The sequence below is a fragment of the Ignavigranum ruoffiae genome, from assembly GCF_900110675.1.
GTDB classification, from domain to species: Bacteria; Bacillota; Bacilli; order Lactobacillales; family Aerococcaceae; genus Ignavigranum; species Ignavigranum ruoffiae.
Map to the genome: position 1 here is coordinate 14,136 of NZ_FOEN01000011.1, position 21,825 is coordinate 35,960.

At 41.9% G+C, this 21,825-nt stretch carries 19 protein-coding genes, 1 pseudogene and 1 riboswitch; of the genes and pseudogenes, 5 read left to right on the forward strand and 15 right to left on the reverse strand.

Annotation, left to right across the window (positions count from 1 at the left end; genetic code table 11):
• Window positions 1-102: 102 nt before the first annotated feature.
• The 4 genes and pseudogenes from BMX34_RS08225 to BMX34_RS08240 form a co-directional block, all read right to left on the reverse strand.
• A complete protein-coding gene (locus BMX34_RS08225) occupies window positions 103-813 on the reverse strand; it encodes a B3/B4 domain-containing protein (protein WP_092572554.1) in 711 nt (236 codons plus the stop codon).
• 21 nt (window positions 814-834) lie between these two features.
• Window positions 835-2,160: a magnesium transporter gene (gene mgtE / locus BMX34_RS08230; RefSeq protein ID WP_092572555.1), complete on the reverse strand. Its 1,326-nt coding sequence runs from the start codon at window positions 2,158-2,160 to the stop codon at window positions 835-837.
• Window positions 2,161-2,329: 169 nt separating this feature from the next.
• Window positions 2,330-2,491: riboswitch (M-box (ykoK) riboswitch) on the reverse strand.
• 327 nt (window positions 2,492-2,818) lie between these two features.
• Window positions 2,819-3,302, reverse strand: a pseudogene (locus tag BMX34_RS08235) (prolyl-tRNA synthetase associated domain-containing protein).
• A 36-nt stretch (window positions 3,303-3,338) separates the two neighbouring features.
• On the reverse strand, window positions 3,339-4,745 hold the full coding sequence (locus BMX34_RS08240; protein ID WP_092572556.1) for an aldehyde dehydrogenase family protein: 1,407 nt from the start codon (window positions 4,743-4,745) through the stop codon (window positions 3,339-3,341).
• A gap of 157 nt (window positions 4,746-4,902) precedes the next feature.
• Here BMX34_RS08240 and BMX34_RS08245 point away from each other — a divergent pair, with 157 nt between their 5' ends.
• Window positions 4,903-6,246 carry an MATE family efflux transporter gene (locus tag BMX34_RS08245; RefSeq protein WP_092572557.1) on the forward strand — a complete coding sequence of 448 codons (1,344 nt, stop codon included), beginning with the start codon at window positions 4,903-4,905 and terminating at the stop codon, window positions 6,244-6,246.
• A gap of 263 nt (window positions 6,247-6,509) precedes the next feature.
• Here BMX34_RS08245 and BMX34_RS08250 read toward each other — a convergent pair whose 3' ends face one another.
• Entirely contained in the window at window positions 6,510-7,568 is a 1,059-nt protein-coding gene (locus tag BMX34_RS08250) for a CobW family GTP-binding protein (protein ID WP_092572558.1), read from the reverse strand.
• Window positions 7,569-7,648: 80 nt separating this feature from the next.
• On the reverse strand, window positions 7,649-8,545 hold the full coding sequence (locus BMX34_RS08255; protein WP_092572559.1) for a DMT family transporter: 897 nt from the start codon (window positions 8,543-8,545) through the stop codon (window positions 7,649-7,651).
• Window positions 8,546-8,640: 95 nt separating this feature from the next.
• Between BMX34_RS08255 and BMX34_RS08260 the strand changes: the two genes are divergently transcribed.
• The gene (locus tag BMX34_RS08260) at window positions 8,641-8,928 is read left to right on the forward strand and encodes a YkvA family protein (RefSeq protein ID WP_092572560.1); all 288 of its coding nucleotides are present in this window, start codon (window positions 8,641-8,643) and stop codon (window positions 8,926-8,928) included.
• 109 nt (window positions 8,929-9,037) lie between these two features.
• Here the strand turns inward: BMX34_RS08260 and ndk are convergent, their stop codons facing one another.
• The 5 genes from ndk to BMX34_RS08280 all read right to left on the reverse strand — a co-directional run bounded on the left by ndk (window position 9,038) and on the right by BMX34_RS08280 (window position 12,515).
• Complete coding sequence (ndk, locus tag BMX34_RS08265) at window positions 9,038-9,442, reverse strand: nucleoside-diphosphate kinase (RefSeq protein WP_092572561.1); 405 nt, start codon at window positions 9,440-9,442, stop codon at window positions 9,038-9,040.
• Between the two features lie 122 nt (window positions 9,443-9,564).
• Window positions 9,565-9,999, reverse strand: a complete 435-nt coding sequence (locus BMX34_RS08270) for a pyridoxamine 5'-phosphate oxidase family protein (protein ID WP_092572562.1) — start codon at window positions 9,997-9,999, stop codon at window positions 9,565-9,567.
• Window positions 10,000-10,311: 312 nt separating this feature from the next.
• A complete protein-coding gene (locus BMX34_RS09795; protein WP_200793435.1) occupies window positions 10,312-10,467 on the reverse strand; it encodes a hypothetical protein in 156 nt (51 codons plus the stop codon).
• A 187-nt stretch (window positions 10,468-10,654) separates the two neighbouring features.
• Window positions 10,655-11,593 (reverse strand): tRNA modification radical SAM protein MnmL/YtqA, encoded by a 939-nt coding sequence (locus BMX34_RS08275; protein WP_092572563.1) that lies wholly within the window; start codon window positions 11,591-11,593, stop codon window positions 10,655-10,657.
• 55 nt (window positions 11,594-11,648) lie between these two features.
• Window positions 11,649-12,515: a DegV family protein gene (locus BMX34_RS08280; protein WP_092572564.1), complete on the reverse strand. Its 867-nt coding sequence runs from the start codon at window positions 12,513-12,515 to the stop codon at window positions 11,649-11,651.
• Window positions 12,516-12,640: 125 nt separating this feature from the next.
• Here BMX34_RS08280 and BMX34_RS08285 point away from each other — a divergent pair, with 125 nt between their 5' ends.
• A complete protein-coding gene (locus tag BMX34_RS08285) occupies window positions 12,641-13,321 on the forward strand; it encodes a response regulator transcription factor (RefSeq protein WP_412457639.1) in 681 nt (226 codons plus the stop codon).
• A complete protein-coding gene (locus tag BMX34_RS08290) occupies window positions 13,318-14,370 on the forward strand; it encodes a HAMP domain-containing sensor histidine kinase (RefSeq protein ID WP_092572566.1) in 1,053 nt (350 codons plus the stop codon). The genes BMX34_RS08285 and BMX34_RS08290 overlap by 4 nt, the downstream gene beginning before the upstream one ends.
• 174 nt (window positions 14,371-14,544) lie before the next feature.
• Here BMX34_RS08290 and BMX34_RS08295 read toward each other — a convergent pair whose 3' ends face one another.
• The gene (locus BMX34_RS08295) at window positions 14,545-16,308 is read right to left on the reverse strand and encodes an LPXTG cell wall anchor domain-containing protein (protein WP_092572567.1); all 1,764 of its coding nucleotides are present in this window, start codon (window positions 16,306-16,308) and stop codon (window positions 14,545-14,547) included.
• A 244-nt stretch (window positions 16,309-16,552) separates the two neighbouring features.
• On the opposite strand from BMX34_RS08295, the gene nagB reads away from it, so the two are divergent.
• A complete protein-coding gene (nagB, locus tag BMX34_RS08300) occupies window positions 16,553-17,263 on the forward strand; it encodes a glucosamine-6-phosphate deaminase (protein WP_092572568.1) in 711 nt (236 codons plus the stop codon).
• A 168-nt stretch (window positions 17,264-17,431) separates the two neighbouring features.
• Here the strand turns inward: nagB and BMX34_RS08305 are convergent, their stop codons facing one another.
• From BMX34_RS08305 to BMX34_RS08315, 3 genes are all read right to left on the reverse strand, one after another.
• Window positions 17,432-18,397: an asparaginase gene (locus BMX34_RS08305; RefSeq protein WP_092572569.1), complete on the reverse strand. Its 966-nt coding sequence runs from the start codon at window positions 18,395-18,397 to the stop codon at window positions 17,432-17,434.
• A 209-nt stretch (window positions 18,398-18,606) separates the two neighbouring features.
• The gene (gene adhE / locus BMX34_RS08310) at window positions 18,607-21,249 is read right to left on the reverse strand and encodes a bifunctional acetaldehyde-CoA/alcohol dehydrogenase (RefSeq protein ID WP_092572570.1); all 2,643 of its coding nucleotides are present in this window, start codon (window positions 21,247-21,249) and stop codon (window positions 18,607-18,609) included.
• 313 nt (window positions 21,250-21,562) lie between these two features.
• On the reverse strand, window positions 21,563-21,825 hold a 263-nt coding region (locus tag BMX34_RS08315; protein ID WP_092572571.1), incomplete at its 5' end, for an IS3 family transposase.

Consider the following 21,825-nt stretch of genomic DNA (forward strand, 5'->3'; position numbering starts at 1 on the left):
AGATCCATTTAATAGCATTAAAGATGGTCTCTTGTTTGTATTCTGATTCGGATCTTTACTTTTCTGATTTGCTCATTTATCTTAAACTTTTTTTACAATAGGTTAGAGTTCTACTTGAGGTTGATCAGCTGTGATTTGTTGAATTTTCCCACTGACCCCTAAATGTTCAGCAACACTTTCCTGCAAAGCAACAATCGCTTGCCGTGCTCTTTGGACTTGTTCTGGGTTAATCGCTTCGATAACTAGCACAGCTCGTTCAGTCTGCGCTTGCAGCATGGTTCTTTGGGCTTCGCGCCAATTAAAACAACGACAAATCGCTCCTGCTTGATCTAGATAACAGATTTCGCCAGGCAAGGCTGGAGCATCCTCCTCAGCACCTAAGGGATAGAAGCTCTCTCCACCTTGAGCCATGCCCAAATGCATATCGCCCTGGATCTGATCAATATCTTCGCCCCCACAAGGAACGCCGTAAGTTAAGGAAATCGCATTATATAAATCTACCAAAGGCAGAATAGGAGTAAATTCACGGTCTTGGTCCACCCGTTTCAACAGGGCTTCGATGGATGAGCGTGCACCTTTTTTGGTCTTAAATTTCTGAAAAGCCTGCCGCCAATCTTGGACGACCGAATTTTGACTGAAAACCTCTTCGGTCAGAAACTCTTTCGCAGCTTCTTTCCCCTGATCTAAGAGTGCTTGATATTCTGGCAATTGATCTTCCCGGGGATGATTATCAATTCCCTCAACCGCCAAGATTTCTAATTCAGCCTCCGGAAATAATTCCCAGAAAGTTTGATCAACTATAACTTTGGTCATCTTAACCCCTCCTTGACATAATTATACAAGATGCATAATGTTGGTCGCAATGGTAAAGTAAATGATTAAAGCGACCGCATCGACAATCGTGGTAATTAACGGAGAGGCCATCACCGCTGGATCTTGTTTGGCTAACTTAGCCAACAAGGGTAGCAGCCCGCCGATTAATTTAGAAATAACGATGGTACATAATAAGGTCGCGGAGACGGTCATGGCAATGAATGGATTGGTACCATCAAAGAGAATAATTCGGAAGTAGTTGACAACCGCAATAATCGCACCGACAATCAAGCCAACCCCCGCTTCTTTGACCATGACTTTAAAGAAATCATGGACAGTAATTTCATCCAAAGCTAAAGCACGGATCACTACAGTCGAAGATTGTGAACCAGAGTTACCACCAGAATCCATTAGCATAGGGATATAGGCCGCCAAAATCACACTCGCCGATAGAACTTTATCGTAGGCTTGAATAATATTCCCGGTAAATGTTGCCGAAACCATCAAAAAGAGTAACCAGAAGACCCGTTGCTTGGCTAATTGCCAAGGTGTTTGGTTCAAATAATCCAAATTAGAGACTTGAACCCCTTGCATCAAACTATAGTCTTCGTGAATTTCATCAGCAATAATATCCAAAATGTCGTCCGCAGTAATAATTCCGACCAGACGACCTTCCAGATCAGTCACTGGTAAGGCCAAGAAGTGGTAGCGATTAATCAGATTGGCAGCTTCTTCTTGGTCGATCAATGTTTGCACCGAAATAATGTCATAGTTAATCACATCTTCGATATTATCATCTTCTAAGCGAATCAAATCTGCTAAATAAATATAACCAATCAACTTACGAGTTTGGTCCAAGACATAGACCGCAGTTAAATGTTCATAACCGGCGTTGGATTGACGGATTTTCCTTAAAATACTGGCCCGATCATCACCTTGATGAACGACGACAAAATCGACACTCATGAGCGAACCTACACTCTCTTGCGGATAATTTAAGAGTTTATTGATTTGTTGGCGGCGATTAGGTTCAATGACCTGAAGCATCTTGGTCACAATATTGGAAGGTAATTCCTGCATCGCATCAACCAAATCATCAGAGTCCAATTCTAATAACAAATTGGTCATCTCAGGTTGGGTCATTTGCGAAATAATTTCATACTTTTTCTCCGTATCAAATTCGGCAAAGACCTCAGCCAAGGTTGCCTTATCCAACAAAGAGGCAGCGAGGGCTTGCTCATCAATGTCCATTTCTTCAAAATATTGGGCGATATCAACCGGGGTCATGGTTTTTAATTTATCTTGTAATGCTTTGAGTTCTTCGCGTTTCAATTCGAATACATTCATAATATTTCCTCCTCACAAATAAACCTGGCTGGGACCAGGCGGACTGGGCGGTTCTTGATCATTGATACTACGCTGCTTACTTGAATCCATCTGGTCACCTCCTGACACTTTGCGGACAAAGAAATATTTGGGCACAAAAAAAGCCCACACAAAGGTGAACTCGAAAACATTATATCAGCTATAACGTCTGAGCTTTAGCTTTGAAGGGCAGTGAAATTACACTATTCTATACCTTGTAATCGATAAAGACTGTTCGCCAACGCTGAGTGTCTCCACTCTCTTGCGGCAGTAATCCATATCCCTTCAGTAGCCTCACCTAACAATGACAGCATAACACCTCGACCCAGGCAGGTCAACACTCGCAAGGAAAAAATTACCGAATGCATCACAATATTTCGGCTTAGTAATATAGAAATCGTTTTTAATACTTTCCCGTCCTGAATAATCCTTTTACTTAAAAACGGAGACTCAGGTAAATGGACAGCAAAAAAGCACTTGCCAGCCATCTTTTAAGTAGGTTAGCAAATGCTGAATGCTTCATGGCATCATCGATTCAATCTGCAGAGTCTTATTGCAAATATACTCCCCTAGTGCAATCCCATATTTACTCCAATGACCCAAGGATTTTCTCGAATAATTTAGAAAAGATGCCCTTCACTTAACAATCGACGACACGATAGGTATGGCGATACTTCTTTAAAAAGCGTTCGAAATCTTTAAAGACAATATTTAAAGTCATTGTGTTGATAAAGGGATGAACACCAATGGTGGTCGATTGATCCACTGCTTGGTCGACGATCAATTCAATTTTATGATCATCATCGAACATCAAACTCAACGGTGTAATCGTTCCAGGTTCAACTCTAAGGAGCTCGCGCACCTGGTCATCGTGGGCGAACGATAATTTCTTCTCACCGAGGACGTCAGCCAGATGTCCTAAGTCGGCTTGTTTCTCATCATGGAGCAAGACCAAATAAAATTGCCGCCCCTTCTTGTTCTTCAGGAATAAATTCTTAACTTGCTGACCAGGTAGAGTAAAAACCTAAATTAGCCACCGATGTAATCGGGACATGATCCAGTTGTTCATAAGGAATCGCTAAATCGGCTAAGACTTGAAAGGCTGCTTCCTGACTTGCTAACACCCTGTCACCTCTTCTCTATTGTTATCAGACAACATTTTATAAGAATATAGCCTTCAACTGTAAGTAATCTTCCAAGCCATACTTGCCATTCTCGCGGCCAAGACCCGATTGTTTGTAACCACCAAAAGGCGCCTTAGGCGAACGTGGGCCGTCGTTAACAAAGATGTTGCCAGTCTGTAATTGATAAGCCACTTCAAGGGCTTGGTCGGCTGGACCGACGACTCCTCCAGATAGGCCATAAATTGAATCATTGGCTATGGCTATAGCTTGAGCTAGATCTTGGTAGGTTAGCACACAAAGGACTGGACCAAAGATCTCTTCTTGGGCGATCCGCATGGCATTATCCACCGCAACAAAGACCGTCGATTCAAAATAATATCCTGGTCGTTCAAGCGGATGGCCACCAATTAGAATCTCCGCGCCTTCTTCTTGACCTATTTCAATATAATCTTGGACCCTTTTCAACTGATCTGCTGAAACCAGCGGTCCTAAGGTCGTATCTTCCGCTAGCGGATCGCCAACGACGACTTGTTCTTGATAATAGTTGAGAATAGCTTCCTTCGTTTCTTCAAGGCACTCTTCAGGAACCAGTAAACGGGTCATCGCCGAACAGGTTTGACCTTGATTGTAAATCACTGTATCCATGGCTTTCTTAACAGCAAAAGTTAAGTCGCCACCTTTGAGATAGACCATGGCAGATTTCCCACCCAATTCTAGTACCAGTTGTTTGACCTGTGGGGCGGCCTTACTATATAAATTCTTGCCTACCTCGGTAGAACCGGTGAAAGAAATCAAATCAACATCCGGGTGGTCGGCTAAGTAATCTCCTACCTCTGAACCTGAACCTGTCACTAAATTGAAGACCCCAGCAGGTAGACCTGCTTGGTCAATAATCTCAGCATAAATTAAGGCTGTTAAAGGGGTATTAGAAGCTGGTTTGACTACCACGGTATTCCCCGTTAACAAGGCTGGCGTAATCTTTCGTTGAATTTGATTTAAAGGATAGTTCCACGGCGTAATACAGGCGACCACGCCATAGGGTTCCTTGACAACTTTAGCTTGATCAGCCATCTCTTCAAACTCAAAATCGGCTACCTCTTCAAGACTGGCTTTCAATTCTCTTAGAGCCAATCCCACTTGACCCGACCTAGAGAAAGAAATTGGCGCCCCTAATTCAGCAGCAATCACTTGAGCTAATTCTTCTTTACGCGCTTCAATTCCTTGGTAAATTCGTTCTAAATACCCGATCCGTTCCTCGACAGTCAAGGCCTTCCATGCTGGAAAAGCTTTCTGCGCCGCCTCAACAGCGGCATCAACATCATTATGATGACTCTTAGCAACCTGGGCGATGACTTTCTCGCTTGCGGGATTAATTACATCCATCAGCAAACCTGACTGAGCAGAAACCCATTGCCCTTTAATATAATTCTGATGTGACTTCATAACATTCCCTCCTTCAATTAGATTATACCTGGAAACAGGCTCGTCCTCTAACTATTTACTTTTTCAGTAAATAAAAGTTATTTTAAAACGGTTTCAGGCTGAAATTCTAGCTGATTCATGTATAATAGGCGTTACGAATAGTTCAAGGGGGGATTGTATGAATTTAGATCGCGATTTTTATCAGCAAATGCTGCATATTGCCATTCCAATCGCCATCCAAAACTTAATAGTATCCAGTTTAAATACCCTAGATACAGTGATGATTTCCACGCTGGGATCGGCTACCATTGCTGGCGTTGGTTTGGCCAATCAGGTCTTTTTCTTTTTAATGATGATTTGCTTTGGGATTGGGACAGGGTCGTCGGTCTTAATCTCACAATATCATGGACGCCGCGACTACTTTAATGTTAAACGAACCAACGGACTAGCGACTATTTTGGCCATGTTCGTCTCCTTAATCTTTACCGTGGTGGCTTTATTCTGGCCCAAACAAGTGATTGGCCTAATGATTCAAGATCCGCAAGTAATTACCGAAGGAGCTAAATATTTATCAGTGGTGGCCTTGTCTTATATTATTACTGGCTTTAACTTTGCCAATGGAATTTCTTTACGTAGTACCGGGAATGCTCAAAGTCCGCTGCATGCTTCGATTATATCTTTTGTCTTTAACGCCTTCTTCAACTATGTGTTGATCTTTGGGAAGTTTGGCTTTCCTCGGATGGGCGTCGTCGGGGCAGCTATGGGAACCATTATCGCCCGCTTAGCTGAAATGGCCGTCTTAATTTATTTGTCCAAGCGGTATAATGGCCCCTTAAATGGTAAGCTTAAAGATATGTTGGCCTTTGACCGTCCTTTCTTTGATAAATATATGCGCATTACCAGTCCAGTGATTGTCAATGAAACCTTCTGGGCTTTAGGACAAGTCCTCTATTCAGTGGCATATGCCATTGTGGGTACCGAAGCTACCGCTGCTATTCAAGTCGTCGTTGCAATCCAAAATATTGCCTTCGTCTTAATTCGCGGCCTATCGAATTCATGTTCAATAATGTTAGGTAATAGTATTGGTCAAGGCGAGATGGACAAGATATATACCTATGCTCTGCGTTTCTTAAAATTAGGCTTAATGATTGGAACCATTATCGGCCTCTTCCTCTGCTTGACCCCAAGCCTAACTCTATCTGTCTTTGGCAATCTCGAACCAGAAGTCAACCTGATTGCCCACGGCTTACTCCGCGTCATGGGAATCATCTTTATCTTTAAAGGCTTCAATTCTATCTTGATTGTGGGCGTGCTGCGTGGGGGTGGCGATACCAAGAAATCCATGATTCTAGAAATGAGTTCTGTGTGGTTAGTCGGCGTTCCGCTAGCTTTTCTAGGTGCAGCCATTCTTAAACTTCCGATTTACTATGTCGTAATTATGGCAGGAATGGAAGAAATTACTAAGATCATTCTGGGTATGCGTCGAGTCTTTTCTAAAGAATGGATTCACGAACTGGTCTAATCACCTTTCACTTCCAAAGTTCAATAATTAATTACACAAAAACTCACCATAAACCTTTCCTTGTCAAAAGTTTATGGTGAGTTTTCTTTTGTCTACTTGTTTTAAAAGTTTTAAATAGACGCATCATCTGTGCTTGCATCGTCAATGTGGCCACAATGACCAAAGAATTGTATACCAGCGCTATTATACGGTCGCATTACCGAATTTTTAATGTTTAAGAATCTGTAGCGTTGGCATTTACTTTTTACGACGTATGTATTGCCTTAGTCGGCAGACATTTGGATTAATTCCGAGAAAGCTAAGCGTATCAATGATTCATCCAATTGCTTACCAATCAATACAATTTGACTATCATATGCTTGAAGCCGATAAGCCGTCAAATCAAACTGATAAGCCACGTTCACACCTTGTAAGGCTAGCATTAAATCTCGGTCATTTAAGTTCACCAAGCCCTTATAACGGTAAAGTTGTCCTTGAGTAGTCATCAAGAGCCAATCTAACCATTGGAGAAATAAGTCTTCTTGCAAGACCTGATCAGTCTTCAGTACCATTGACATGAATCCATCATGGTCCGTTTGATGGTCATGGTGATGATTGTGATCATGACTTTCTTGGCAATGACATTCATGATTGTGATCATGATGGTGGCCACAATGTTGGCAGACTTCCTCTTTAGCTTCTGGTTCTAAGATGCGTTGGAAAAGGCGCAAGTCAAAGAATTGTTCTAAAGGAAAGTCCTCGGTTACCGTGAATACCCGGTCGTCTGCTAAAGGATTGATTTCCTTCAGTTGGGCTTTGATCTGCTCAAGCCGGTCAGGGGAAACTTGCTCGGTCTTGGATAGGAGAAAGCGATCGGCATAAGCAATTTGCTGATAGAATTCGCTAAAATCAGCCAAGATTTGTTCAAAATTTAAACAATCGATCAGCGTCAAGACACTATCAAAACGAAAAGCCTTGCTCAGAATCGGTGAGAGGCTGATGGTTTGTAAAATCGGTGCAGGGTCAGCGATGCCTGTGGTCTCAATAATCACATGGCTTAACGTTTTTTGATTATCTTCGAAATAACGACCAATGGCCGCTAGACTCTCGGCTAAATCTGATCTGAGACTACAACAGATACAACCATTATTTAATTGAAAGACTTCTTCTTGCGCTTGAATCAGCAATTGATGATCGACACCCACTTCGCCAAATTCATTGACGATAATCGCAATCTGATCCCGGCGATCGCCGACTTGATCTAAAATATTATTAATCAGTGTCGTCTTTCCAGAACCGAGAAAGCCAGTCACTAAGGTAATAGGAACTCCTAATATATTCATCGAACTACGACCTTTCTAACGTTTTGATTTTCTTATGATAACAGAAATCCAAGTTAAATGTAACTATTACCATTAATTTCTTATGACATTCCGCTGGCTCGCCGATTCTGATATCGATTATAAATAAAAGTAAAAAGAGTAGCCATAAAAATTAAGCCATAACCGAGCAGGGATAGCCCATCAGCTTGCTGCTGAAGGAAAAGATACCCGAGAATACCGGTAAAAATCACCGCCGAGTAATCGAAGATTGAGATTTCACTGGCCGGAGCAAATTTATAGGCATAAGTAATGCCAAATTGACCACAAGTCGCAGCAATTCCGGCAGCCAAAAGAATGGCTACTTGCTTTAATGACATGGGTTGAAATCCGGTTATTAATAGTAGTAAACAAACCAAACTTGAAAAGCCTGAGAATGAAGCGATAGTAATAGCACCAGTGACCCCTCTTTTATTTAATTGGCGGACACAGGTATAGGCCGCTCCTGCCATCACGCCACCCAAGATACCAATTAGATAAGGCCATAGGTGAGGTGAATCTAGACTAGGCTTGCTGACACAGACAACCCCTAAGAAGGCCGCGATTAAAGCAAAAATATGTTGCTTAGATATAGACTCGGCTAAGAATAAGGCAGAGAAAATCAAGGTCGCAAAAGGGGCGATTTTGTTAAGGACTGAAGCATCTGATATCAATAAATGATCCAAAGCATAAAAATTACAAAACAGACCCAAAGTGCCAAAACTTACCCGCATCAGCATTAACTTCCAAGGAATCAGCTCAGGTTGCTTCAATTCTTTAATCGGTTGACGACGATGACGACGAAATAAGGCCAACAAAGCGACCAAAAAAGCAACCAAATTTCTAAAGAGCGTCTTTTGAATGGTTGGCAAGTCCCCAGCCAAGGGAACAAATAAATTCATAAAAGAAAAGCCTAACGCTGAAAAAAGAATACATAAAATACCTTTAATACGATTTGACATATTATCTCCTAACTTCGAAAATTCAGACCTAAGAACGATTATTCTAATTCGAACGAATAGTAAAATAGACTTAACCCTTAGGAAAGGATGATACTATGAAATATCTTAACACAGCTCATAACATTCAAACAGGAGAATTTATTAAAGCCCTTTTCACTAAATCTACCCCTCTATATATTAAAGGAATGATTGCTTTTGCCTTAATTTATACCATCGTACCGGTAGATCTATTACCAGACTTCTTAGGTCCTCTCGCTTTCCTTGACGATGCGGTTGTTATTGGTCTCTTAACCAAGCTAGCCATGCACCTGTTGGAACGCCATCAAAATCAACAAATCACCGACCAAGGCCAAATTATTGAAAGCCAGTCAGTCAAATCATAAATAGGTACTTAGATTTTTACAACTGAATCATTTAATCTCGATGCAAAGTAAAATACCTGAATCAGATACGCCAGGGAAGCCCCGGATCCGATTCAGGTATTTCTATCTTTTATTTAAAGAAACGGTTGATTTCAATTTGAGCATTCTCTAGACTATCTGACCCGTGAATAATATTCTCACTAATACTGTGAGCATAGTCGCCCCGAATTGTGCCGGCTGGAGCTTCTAAGGCATTGGTTGGCCCCATCATTTGGCGCATACCAGCTACAACTTCTGGTCCTTCGACAATCATGCCAACCACGGGTCCAGAAGTCATATAGGCCGCTAACTCTGGGTAGAATGGTTTATCTAATAAATGGGCGTAATGTTCGCCTACAATCTCTTGGTCAAGGGTCATCATCTTAAGGGCAGTAATTTGATAGCCCTTGGCTTCAATCCGACTAATAATTTGCCCCATCAATTGACGACGTACTGCATCCGGTTTCAACATAATATAAGTTTGTTCTTGTGACATTCTTCAAGCTCCTTTATCCAAATATAAGTCCATTATACCGACTCTAGGAGCTGAAGACTAGGCCATAAAGTTTAAAAAATTCAAAGAATTCACTCGCCTATCTAAGAATAATAAACCGCTTTCTAATCCTCAGCCTGAATGCTGAAAGTATAGCGATGACCCTGGGTTAGGCTATGGTAGAACCCTTCTCCTTGATAGAGTTGAAAGACTTGGACACTTTGACGTTCAGCATCATCCGGATAAACATGTTGCACGAAAGGATTACCCGCTAACATCTCTTCTAAGCGTTCCTTGCCAACTGGCCGGACCACACCCTCAATCCGGATAACTTGAATCAGGTAGCCATCTTCTGACATAGCCGTAATGGCCACATTCGGATTGGCTTGAAGCTGTTGATAGAAATTAGTCTTAGGACTGGTCATAAAGAAAATTCCGTGTTCATTGGCTAGCCCGACATGCGCATGACGAGCGTGGGGCTTTCCTTCTTCATCGACTGTGGCAAAAACCGCGACCTTCATTTGATGATGTAAAATATCCAAAATATCCTTAACGTCCATCGTTCCACTCCTTCTTCCTTCACATTAATCTGCTTTCACTACATTATAGCATAGGGCGACTGAGAAACCTTAAGAAATGAACCGCTTTCAAATAAAGAAACTAAAACAGAGCCCTCAACAAGCCCTCACTTTTGAGACAAAAATAACCGAATATCTACCAGCTGGCTCAATGGATTGATTCCAATCCAGCCTTGGTAAATATTCGGTGCTTATATTTTAATCTAACAGACAAATTTCGATCTACAGACTGACAGCAAATCACGGAATTTAAATCCTTCGATGATTGCTAGTCACCGTGTAGCTATAAATGAATTATTTACGTTTAGATTTTGAAACGATTAAAGTAGCTTCTGGATAAGTGAATTGGCTATCTTTTTGGTACAAACCATGCCAATTGTCCTTAATAACTGCTTCGGATGACTTCTTGTGACGATTAGATAATTTCATTAACATTTCAACAGCAACCATAATTTGTACCTCCTTCTTTATATTACACTTATATTATAACTAGGAAGATACTTATTGTCTTTAATTTATGATTAAAGTTTAAGCCAGAATTATGAAATGCTCTTATTTGAATCCGTTTTATATGAGAAATTTGCTCATTTCGCTTCAAATCGCTATCTAATCACCATTCTTTGAGATAATTCTCAGTTTATGCTTGAAGCTGGCGACAATTTCGATACCCTTGATAAGTCTGTCGACGCTCTAATTCATCATCGATTGCATTCAAGACTTCCCATTTATTCAAAGACCACATCGGCCCGACCAGAGTATCGCGAGGTGCGTCCCCGGTCAAGCGATGAATCACAATCTCCTTGGGAATTAATTCTAGTTGGTCACAGACTAGATTGACATATTCATCTTGATCTAAGAAACGCAAACGCCCTGCCTTATAATCTAACATCATCTTGGTCTTGCGCATCAAATGTAGCAGATGGATTTTAATTCCTTGAATATCTGAGTCTAAGCATAGGCGCTCGACCGTCTCCATCATCATGTCATAACTTTCACCTGGCAAACCATTAATAATATGAGTACAAACAGGGATCTGGTGGGCTCTTAATTTCTCGACCCCTTCCAAATAACATTGATAATCATGGGCTCGATTAATTAACTGGCTGGTCTGATCATGAACGGTCTGTAAGCCTAATTCAACCCACATATAATAGCGCTGGTTTAACTCTGCCAAATATTCCACCGTCTCAGGCGGTAGGCAATCCGGTCGCGTCGCAATCATAATACCGACCACACCCGGTTCATTGACGACTTGTTCGAAACGAAAGCGCAGAACATCCACCGGCGCATGAGTATTGGTGAAATTCTGAAAATAAGCAATATATTTATGGACATGGGGCCATTTCTTATGCATCTGTTGGATACCTAGATTGAGTTGCAGAGGCAAGGGTACGATTCTAGGTTGGGCAAAGTCGCCCGAACCGGAAGCAGAGCAGAAGGTACAGCCACCATGGGCAACGGTCCCGTCACGATTGGGGCAATTAAAGCCTCCATCGAGCGAGACCTTGAAGACTTTCTCACCAAAGGTTTCTCTTAAATGTTGATTCCAAGTTGTATATCTTTTTTGACTGGTCATGATTCCACCTCAAATTTATTCTATCACAATCGATGATCCTTGAAGATAGAAAATTTTAGTGAGATTGGGATGATTCTTCACCCAAGACATAGGCTACCCCAATCCCGCCCGGTCCTAAATGAGATCCAATTATGCCACCGATTGGGGAAAAATGAGTAACCACTTCAGGATGCTGTTCTTGATAAGCTTCCATCACTTGACGGGCGTTGACTTCATCATAAGTATAGCCAAAATAAATTGGAAAATTAGGATCCCGCGGTAAGGCTTCTATGCGGGCTAACATGGCTCTTTTAGCCGCTTTAAATCCACGTTTCTTACCAAATTCCTGAATCTTGCCGTCGATGAGTTCAATCAGCGGCTTAATCTTTAACGTCTGACCTAGAAAAGCCAACGAGCGGGGAATTCGACCACCCCGGCGCAAATAATCTAATTGATCGATCAAGCCAAAGACCACTGCCCGGTGCTTTACTTGATTAATGGCTTTAATCATTGCCGAGAAATCATATCCTTGCTTCCTTAATGCGACAGCATAATCCACCAGGAGACGTTGAGACAAGATAGCTTGGCGAGTATCAATCACTTCAATATGGTCTTGATAATCGGTCATCATTTTGGCTACCTGAGCACTCTCGACCGTGCCACTCAATCCACCAGATAAACAAAGCACCAGCACATCCTGCCCCGCCTGTTCAGCAACTTGATATAGCTTTAAATAATCCTGAGGACTTGGCCGACTGGTTGTGGGAAAGAGATCTCTTTCCTCCATAAGTTCATAAAAGCGTTTAAAATCCTGACGTGAAGTCTGAATAAATTCTTCTTGGCCAAAGAGAATCTTCAAGCTAACCACATCGATCTCTTTTTCTCGGGCTTCTTCCTCCGTGATGTCGGCAGCTGTATCGGTAATAATTCGAATATTATGCATGGTCTTCACCTTCTTTGTGTCTTATCGATTGAATATTTTCAATGGCGGGTATATCGTCAAAGTATAGTATAATAAACCTATATGAACTCAATATGAACAAATATTGTCAGCAAAGGAATGAGACGATGCATAGCCAACGAAGAATATTAATTGTGGAAGATGATTTAAATTTGTTAGAACTCTATGAACTTACGCTGATTAAGGCCGGATATCTTACCTTGACCGCTCAAGATGCCAATATCGCGCTCAAAATGCTCGAAGAGAGTACTATTCATTTGATTCTGACCGATATCATGATGCCTGAAATCGATGGTTATCATTTCGTTGAAGCCATCAAACTCTCAGACCCTCTGATGCCCATTATTATGATTACCGCCAAGAGTGACTTAGGTGATAAACGCCATGGCTTCCAATTAGGCATTGACGATTATATGGTTAAGCCGATAGATTTAGAAGAACTGGTCTTACGAGTTCAAGCCCTATTGAAACGCACTTATCATGACAGTGACCAAGCCCTCATTGTGGGACAAACCCAGTTAATCCCACAAGAATTATCCGTCAAGTTCCTCACTGACAAAATCCAACTCCCCCAAAAAGAATTCCTTATTTTATACAAGTTACTCTCCCAACCGGACCAAATCTTTACCCGCCAACAAATCATGGCAGATATCTGGCCGGATGATATGGAGAGTGATGAACGGACTATCGATGTCCACATTCGTCGGCTACGTTCTCGGCTGATGCCTAATCCAGACTTTTCAATTGAAACGGTTCGTGGCTTGGGTTATAAGGCGGTGCTATTATGAAACATTCCTTCTTAACTCGACATTTATGGGTCTTCTTTGGCATAATGATTTTCACCGTTTTCTTGTCTTTATCAGCTTTAATTATTCTCATCAGTTGGTTTGTTACCGAGCAATTCGATCCGGTCATCAAGCCTTTCTATTTGATTGTCTTTATGATTGTCTTTGTTTCTTTGAGTGGCACGGCTATCTCAACTCTGATTAGTCGGACCATACTCAAGCCGATTCAAGAATTAGGCAAAGCTATGAAACAAGTGGCAGAAGGTGATTTCTCAATCCAGTTAGGTCAGTTCTCCACTATTGGCGAGGTTGAACAACTCTTTAGAAATTTCAATCAAATGGTCCAAGACCTCAATAGCATTGAAGCCTTGCGTAAAGACTTCATCTCAACTGTCTCCCACGAATTCAAAACACCCTTATCCACCGTCAAAGGCTATGTCCAACTGATGGATAGTCCTGATCTAAGTTCCGAGCAGAAGCAGACTTATCTTAGACGCATTCGCCAAGGGACCGAACAATTAACCCGCATGACGGAAAATATCTTACGTCTCAGTAAATTAGAGCACCAAGTCAGCAACCTTGTGCGCACAGAATTTTGTCTCGATGAGCAGCTTCGCCAAGTCATTATCTTTCTACAGAATCAGTGGGAAGCTCGCCAAATCGACTTCAGCATTGATTTAATCCCCCTGAAGATTCGCGCAGATCAAGAATTACTCTATCAAGTCTGGTTGAATCTACTCGATAATGCCATTAAATATAATCGTGATCATGGCAGAATCCAAGTTAAACTAAGCGAAAACCAACAAATAATAAAAGTCAAAATAAGTGACCAAGGCATTGGCATGTCCAAAGAAACCCTGGCTCACCTTTTTGATAAATTTTATCAAGCAGATCAAAGCCGACAGACTCAAGGAAATGGACTGGGATTAGCCCTAGTCAGCTCAATCGTTCGCCTCCATGGCGGAAAGATTAAGGTCGACAGCCAACTAAATCAAGGTTCCACTTTCACCGTTCTACTAAGCAAGACAGAACTAGACCGCGCCCAGTCCTAACATTAAGAAATTTCTCAGCTGATTTCCTAGCTTTAAAGCGCAAAAGATTTTTGCTCCCTAATTTCTCTTTCGCTCTATGCAGGTCACTTTTTGCAAAATTTAGCGCATAAAAAAACTGGAGCAAAGTAATCATGCTTTAACTCCAGTTTTTATTAGGGAAGAATTTGGATAGGATTATTTCATCGATTGACTGTTCTTACGATTAAAGAAGAAGACGGCTCCAGCTAAGGCTAGCAAGACAACACCGACGATGCCCCAAAGGCCTTTATTTTCACCGGTGTCAGGGAGTTGGTCTTTGCTATCGACCGAGCTTTCCTTATCAACCGTCACACCGTCATTGACTTTCACTTGGACAAAGGCTTGTTGGCCCTCTAATGAATTGGAGGTCACATTAATCAGATTACCTGCCTTAAGACTGACCGTTTCTGGAACTTCAGTCGTCCAATTTCCTTCCGCATCAGCGTCGACACTTACTTTGTCGCCCGTTGTTTGGAAGAGTAAGGTAACCGTTGCTTCAGGCAAGGTGGTTCCAGAGATCATCTTGTCACCCGGCATAATATCCTTAACTTTAACAAAATTCTCTTGAACAGGAGCTTGACTCGTTGTCGCTTCAGCTGCTAACACGCCTGTTTCAATATAGCTAGTTTCATTGTCCAGAGAATTAGCAGTAATAGCTAATGTCTCACCTTCACTTAAGGTTAAAGGAACATCCACTTGCCAATTTCCTTGTTCATCGGCATCGGTCGTCCATTTATCACCAGTCACCTCATGACGAACTAGGACAGTGGCCCCAGGATTGGTCGTACCACTAATGGTTTCAGCGCCAGCATAGACCGGATCAACTTTCACAAAGCTGGCTTGCGCTTCAGTCGTATCTGCTTGACTTGGGTCTTGAGTAGTTTGACTAGCCGCCTCTACCGTAATCTCTTGATATGCTTGTTGATTATCCACTGAGTTCGCAGTAACGGCCAAGATTTGATCCGCTGTTATACTTTGCGGAAGTTCTACGGTCCAAACCCCTTGCTCATCGGCATCAACCGTCCATTTGTCACCAGTATCTTCCGCACGAACTAAAACAGTGGCTTGTGGACTCGTTTGACCGCTTACGATTTGGTCGCCTTCAGCGATTGGATTAATTTCTAAGCTGTGATCAACCGGCGCTACATCCGCCATGGTTTCCTCTAAATCTGTTACCTCAGTGGCATCCTCTGTGCCATTCACATCTTCGACCAAACTGGTTTCTTGATCAATTGCTGTGGTCTCTGCTTCAGAAGCACCATCTTCAGCATTCGCTTCAACAAAAGCCTCAACAAATTCTTGTTGATTGTCTGTGGAGTTAGCGGTTAGATTAATTTTTTGATTAGCTTCAATATTGAGTTCTGCCGGCAGTTCAATGACGAAATTTCCTGCTTCATCGGCATCAACCGTCCATTTATCACCGGTCGCTTCATATAATGCAGTGACCGTCGCTAGCGGACTGGTTTGACCGGTAATTTGACGGCTTGATGTATTTATTTCATCAATGGTTAAACTATGATCAATTAAGCCGACCGTAATGGTTTTGCTAACAATTTCTCCATCGGTTAAGGTCACGGTAAGATTCAATGTATCACCATCGACCAATTCCGTTTCTTCCGGCAATTCTGCTTGCCAGTTTCCTTCAGCGTCGGCATCAACAGTGACTTTAGCGGAAGTCTTTTCAACCATAATGGTAACTGTCGCATTTGCTTCGGTTTGACCTGAGACAAGCTTAGCCCCTTCTTCTGCCTGATCTACACGAACTTTGGCTTGAGGATCTTGGATGGTTTGGGCTGAAACCACCGGTGAGAAATATTCTTGGTTGGGAATATTCAGCGAAGGTAAAGCCCCAGCTAAGATTAAGCTGGCCGCACAAGCACTCACCCATTTGTATGAATAATGTTTCTTCTTAGTTTCCATTAAAATCACTCTTTCCTGTTTGCTTTCTTAACTCTGAATTTATAGTAACAAGTATTTATGAAGAAAGCTTAACGATTCACCAGTCAATTTTTGAAATATCTAGGCAATTTGCGCCATTGTGTGAAGATTTTGTTAAGTTGCCCAAGCGCCTCTCAATTTTCTCCTTATATAAGAGGCTCTGGCTGTGAAAGGAAAGAATCTATGATAAAATTAAAGTACTTTATACAGAAAGGAATGTCATCATATGTACGTTCAAGTATTTAATAGTAAAGAAGAAGCTTCTAAAGCCGCTTTTGATCTTTTTAAGGAAACGATTGAGAACAATCCTAAAGCTACGTTCGGTTTAGCTACTGGCTCAACGCCTGAACCTTTATATCAACTGCTACGAGAATCTGACCTTGACTTCTCACAAGCGACAGCCCTTAATCTGGATGAGTATTATGGTTTAAGTGCCGATCATCCTCAAAGTTATGCCTACTTTATGAAAGAACAATTGTTTGATCATAAACCTTTCAAAGAAACATTTATTCCTCAAGGTGACCAAGCCGATGTGGAAGAAGAAACAGCTCGTTATGACCAAGTTCTCACTGAGCATCCAATTGATTTACAAATCCTAGGCGTGGGCAATAACGCTCATATTGGTTTCAACGAACCTGGTAGCTCCTTTGAAGCAACTACACGTTGCGTTGATCTGACCGACACCACAATCCAAGCTAACAAACGCTTCTTCGAGTCCGCCGAAGATGTGCCAACCAAAGCTTACTCAATGGGAATTAAATCGATTATGGATGCCAAGAAGATCATTCTGCTAGCTTTTGGCGAAAACAAAGCCCAAGCAGTCAAAGATATGATTGAAGGTCCAGTAACGACCGATGTGCCGGCTTCCATCTTGCAAGAGCATCCACAAGTTGCTGTCTTTCTAGATAAAGAAGCTGCTAGCCTATTAAATAATTAAAGCTTCCTCGGCAAGATTCCTTGATGAATGGACCTGCAAAATCATTTATATTAAAAAAAGCCCTAACCAGCAAGCGGTTAGGGTTTAAATTTTGAGCGATGAGTTTCTACTTCAGAATCTAACAACTCGGTATTCACCATTGAGCTAAATTTTGAAAATATGTAATGGTTAAGTTAGGGTAAATGCGGCCTCAATATCGACCTTCTGCTCGGTATTTAAAAGGACCAACAGTTTCAAACGAGCTTTGACTCCACTAAGACCTTGGGCAAAGATGACACCTGCTTGACGCAATTGCTTGCCGCCACCACGATAATCATAGACATCCTCAGTCACCCCATTAAAGGCACGTGAAACCATAATTACTGGCAGGCCTTGCTCAATCAGTTCTTCAATGGCTTGAACCGTTTCTGGTGGCATATTGCCTGCACCCAATCCTTCAAGAATCAGACCTTTAAAGCCAGCTTGGCCGACTGCTCGAATTAATGACCCATCCATCCCAGAAAAAGCCTTGAGCAAAGCCACCTTTTGCTTGACCGCTTGTAGCGGATAATACTCTTGCCGAATAATATTCTGGAAATAGAGTACCTGATTCTTGGAAATCAAACCAATGGGACCAAAGGTTGGCGTCTGGAAGGTCGCTAAATTGGTAGTGTGTGTCTTGGTCACATAGGTCGCCGCATGAATTTCTTCATTCATCACCACAATGACCCCCTTACCGCGAGATTCAGGTGCAGCCGCTACCAAAATTGAACTCCGCAAATTAGCCAGGCCATCCGCACCAATCTCATTGCTGGACCGCATGGCTCCAGTTAACACCACTGGAATGACTAAATCCAAGGTCAGTTCTAAGAAATAAGCCGTCTCTTCTAAGGTATCCGTGCCGTGAGTCACCACAATCCCATCAAATCGTCCAGCTTCTTCTTGAATATATTGACTTAAAGCAAGCATCTTCTCTTCATTCATATGCGGCGAAGGCAAATTAAACAAATCAACTACCGTAATTTCAGCTAAATTCTGAAATAAGTTACTTTGTTGATGAATGGGGTTAGCAGACGATGGGGAAACTTTCCCGGTTGTATGGTCTTCCGACATGGCAATCGTCCCACCCGTGTTGATCAATAATACCTTGGTCATTCAAGCCCTCCTTATCTATCATCCAAGGACAGTATAACCCTTTTGCCTAAGTCGGTGCAAGCGCCTCCAGCAAGCAAAATAAAAATGATTAACACGAAAATCACCCAAACCTCCTTGCCAGAAAAATAGTTCATTTTCTGGCTTTTTGGCTTGGGTGTCTCTATATTAACGCTTTATAGCGATGCGTAATGATTGGCTGCAGGATCTGGTTATTTGATTTGGCCTCCGTTTTCACCATATCCTAACCAGGCTGCTTCGAGAATGTCACGCATATCTTTAACCAGTGGTAAGCGTGGATTGACTGGGGTACATTGGTCACCATAAGCGAGGTAGGCAATTTCATCTAAAGACTGATCGAAGGTTTTCTTGTCTTTGATTTGGGCTTTAAAGTTCATTTCAATGCCTACTCGGCAACCTAATTCATAGATCGCTTGAGCTAAGCTATCAACTGCTTGATCAGCGGTATCAGCTTGAAGACCTAACATTCTAGCGACTTGTTGGTATCGTTGGTCTGCTTGGTAATGATTATATTTTGGCCAGGCAGCTAATTTTCCTGGTTTGCTACCATTATATCTCACCACATATGGTAATAAGATTGCATTGGTTCGGCCGTGGACCGTATGGTGAACTCCGCCCATCTTATGAGCCATCGAGTGACTAATTCCGAGGAAGGCATTGCCAAAGGCCATACCAGCCATGGTTGATGCGTTATGCATTCTCTCGCGGGCTTCTGGATCACCAGCTACCGAATCCTCAAGGTTATCGAAGACCATCTTAATCACTTGCAGGGCTAATCCATCCGTGTAATCATTGGCCATAATGGAAACATACGCTTCCAGAGCATGCGTCAAGACATCCATTCCCGTATCGGCAACGACGACCTTAGGCACGGTCATAATTAAAGAGGCATCAACAATCGCAATTGTTGGTAAGAGTGAATAATCGGCTAGGGGATATTTACAATTGTTCGCCTTATCAGAGATAACTGCAAATGGGGTTACTTCTGAACCTGTTCCTGAAGTTGTTGGGATACCAATGTATTTAGCTTTCGCACCTAATTCAGGGAAACGAACTGCCCGTTTACGAATATCCATAAATTTCTGTACTAAGTCTTTAAAGTCCACTTCTGGACGTTCATAGAAGAGCCACATAACTTTGGCTGCATCCATAACTGATCCTCCACCTAAAGCAATGATGGTATCTGGTTGGAATTGACTTAAGCGATCGGCACCAGCTCGCACAGTAGTGATATCTGGATCGGGTTCCACATTATCGAAGATATCATAGACCACTTTGTTTTGTCGTTTGTCCAGTTGGTCGATGATGCGATTGACGAAACCTAAGTCGACCATGGTCTTGTCAGTCACGATCATCACCCGTTCAAGACCTGCCATAGTGGTCAGATATTGGATGGAATCTCTTTCGAAATAAATTTTACTTGGGACTTTAAACCATTGCATGTTATTTCTCCGCCGTCCAATCTTCTTAATATTTAGTAAGTGCATCGCCGTCACATTATCGCCAATCGAATTATGGCCATAGCTACCACAACCTAACGTTAAGGAAGGCATGAAGGCATTATAAACATCCCCGATACCGCCAAAAGTAGAAGGTGCATTCCAGATTATCCGCATTGCCTTGACTTGATGGCCAAATTCTTTGACTAAGTCTTCATCGCGGGTATGGATAGCAGCTGAGTGTCCTAAACCATTAAATTCTACCATGGCTTTGGCCTTAGCCAAGCCGTCTTCAGTGGAGTCTGCTTTTAAGATGGCGAGGACGGGGCTCAATTTTTCCCGAGTTAGCGGTTGATTGGGTCCTACCTGATCACATTCTGCAGCTAATATCACCGTATCTTCAGGGACTTTAATGCCAGCTTGTTCAGCAATCCAAACAGCAGGCATACCGACTACTTGCGAATCTAGATGAGCTTGGTCAACATTGGCTGAACCTGAACTTACACCAAACATAAATTTCTCTAATTTAGCTTTCTCACGAGCATTGACGAAATGAACATGATAAGTTTTCAATTCGTCAACCATTTCTTGATAAATTTCTTGATCAATGATGGCGGCTTGTTCGGAAGCACAAACCATCCCATTGTCAAATGACTTGGAGAGGACAATATCATAGGCGGCTTGTTTGACGTTGGCTGATTTCTCAATATAAGCTGGAACATTCCCAGCGCCAACACCAATCGCTGGTTTGCCACAAGAATAGGCAGCTTTCACCATGGCATTCCCCCCTGTAGCCAAAATTGTGGCCACTTGGTCATGGTTCATTAATTGGTTGGTTGCTTCCATACTAGGTTGGCTAATCCATTGAATACAGTCGTCAGGAGCCCCAGCAGCAATAGCTGCATCACGGATAATTTTGGCTGCGTGAACCGATGATTCTTGAGCACTTGGGTGGAAAGAGAAAATAATTGGATTCCGTGTTTTCAATGCAATCAAAGATTTAAAAATGGCCGTCGAAGTTGGATTTGTGGTTGGGGTAATCCCGCAAATAATTCCTACTGGTTCGGCTACCAAAGTTAAACCGGTTACTTCATCTTCTTCAATCACGCCCACCGTCTTCATATTTCGCATCGAATTCACTACATGCTCACAGGCAAATAAGTTCTTGGTTGCCTTATCTTCAAAGACACCCCGGCCGGTATCTTCAACAGCATGACGAGCTAAAACATCATGCTGGTCTAAGGCAGCGACTGAGGCTTTGGCTACAATATGGTCAATTTGTTCTTGATTTAATTCTACGAATTGATCGAGGGCTACTTGGGCCTTGGCCACTAATAAATCTACTTCACTCAATTGTTCTGGCTGAATGCCACTTTCTTTAATTTTTTCAGTCATTTGAATCGCTCCTTTTAGAATTGCCTTTCAATAGTTTGTTAAATATTTCACATATAGATAATAAAACTTTTTGTGCATATTTTCAAGATATTTTGCTTAAAAAGCCTATGAATACGTTTTCTATTTGAAAAATATAATTTTCGAATTTATTTTATTATTCTAAGCAGCCCTTTAATTGTTCATTTATTCACATTATAAACCCACGTAAAAAAAGTGCTCCCCCTTTCAGAGAAGTAGAGTGACCCCAAATAGTTGGACCAGAGAGATGAACACTATTTTGTGTTTGTCTCTCTTTTGGTTTAATGATAAATTGTTAAGCCGCTTGCGCTTTTCTATATGCCACAGGACTTAGCCAATTCAATTTTTCTTTAATTCGTTCTTCGTTATAATACTGAATGTAATCTGTGATTGCAGTTTCTAATTCCTTGTAACTTCGATATATTTTCCCATAATACATCTCCTGTTTCATCACACTAAAGAAATTTTCGATCGGGGCATTATCATAACAATTCCCTTTACGCGACATACTTTGGAATACTTGATGTTCTACTAGTAACGCCTGATATTCCTTCATTT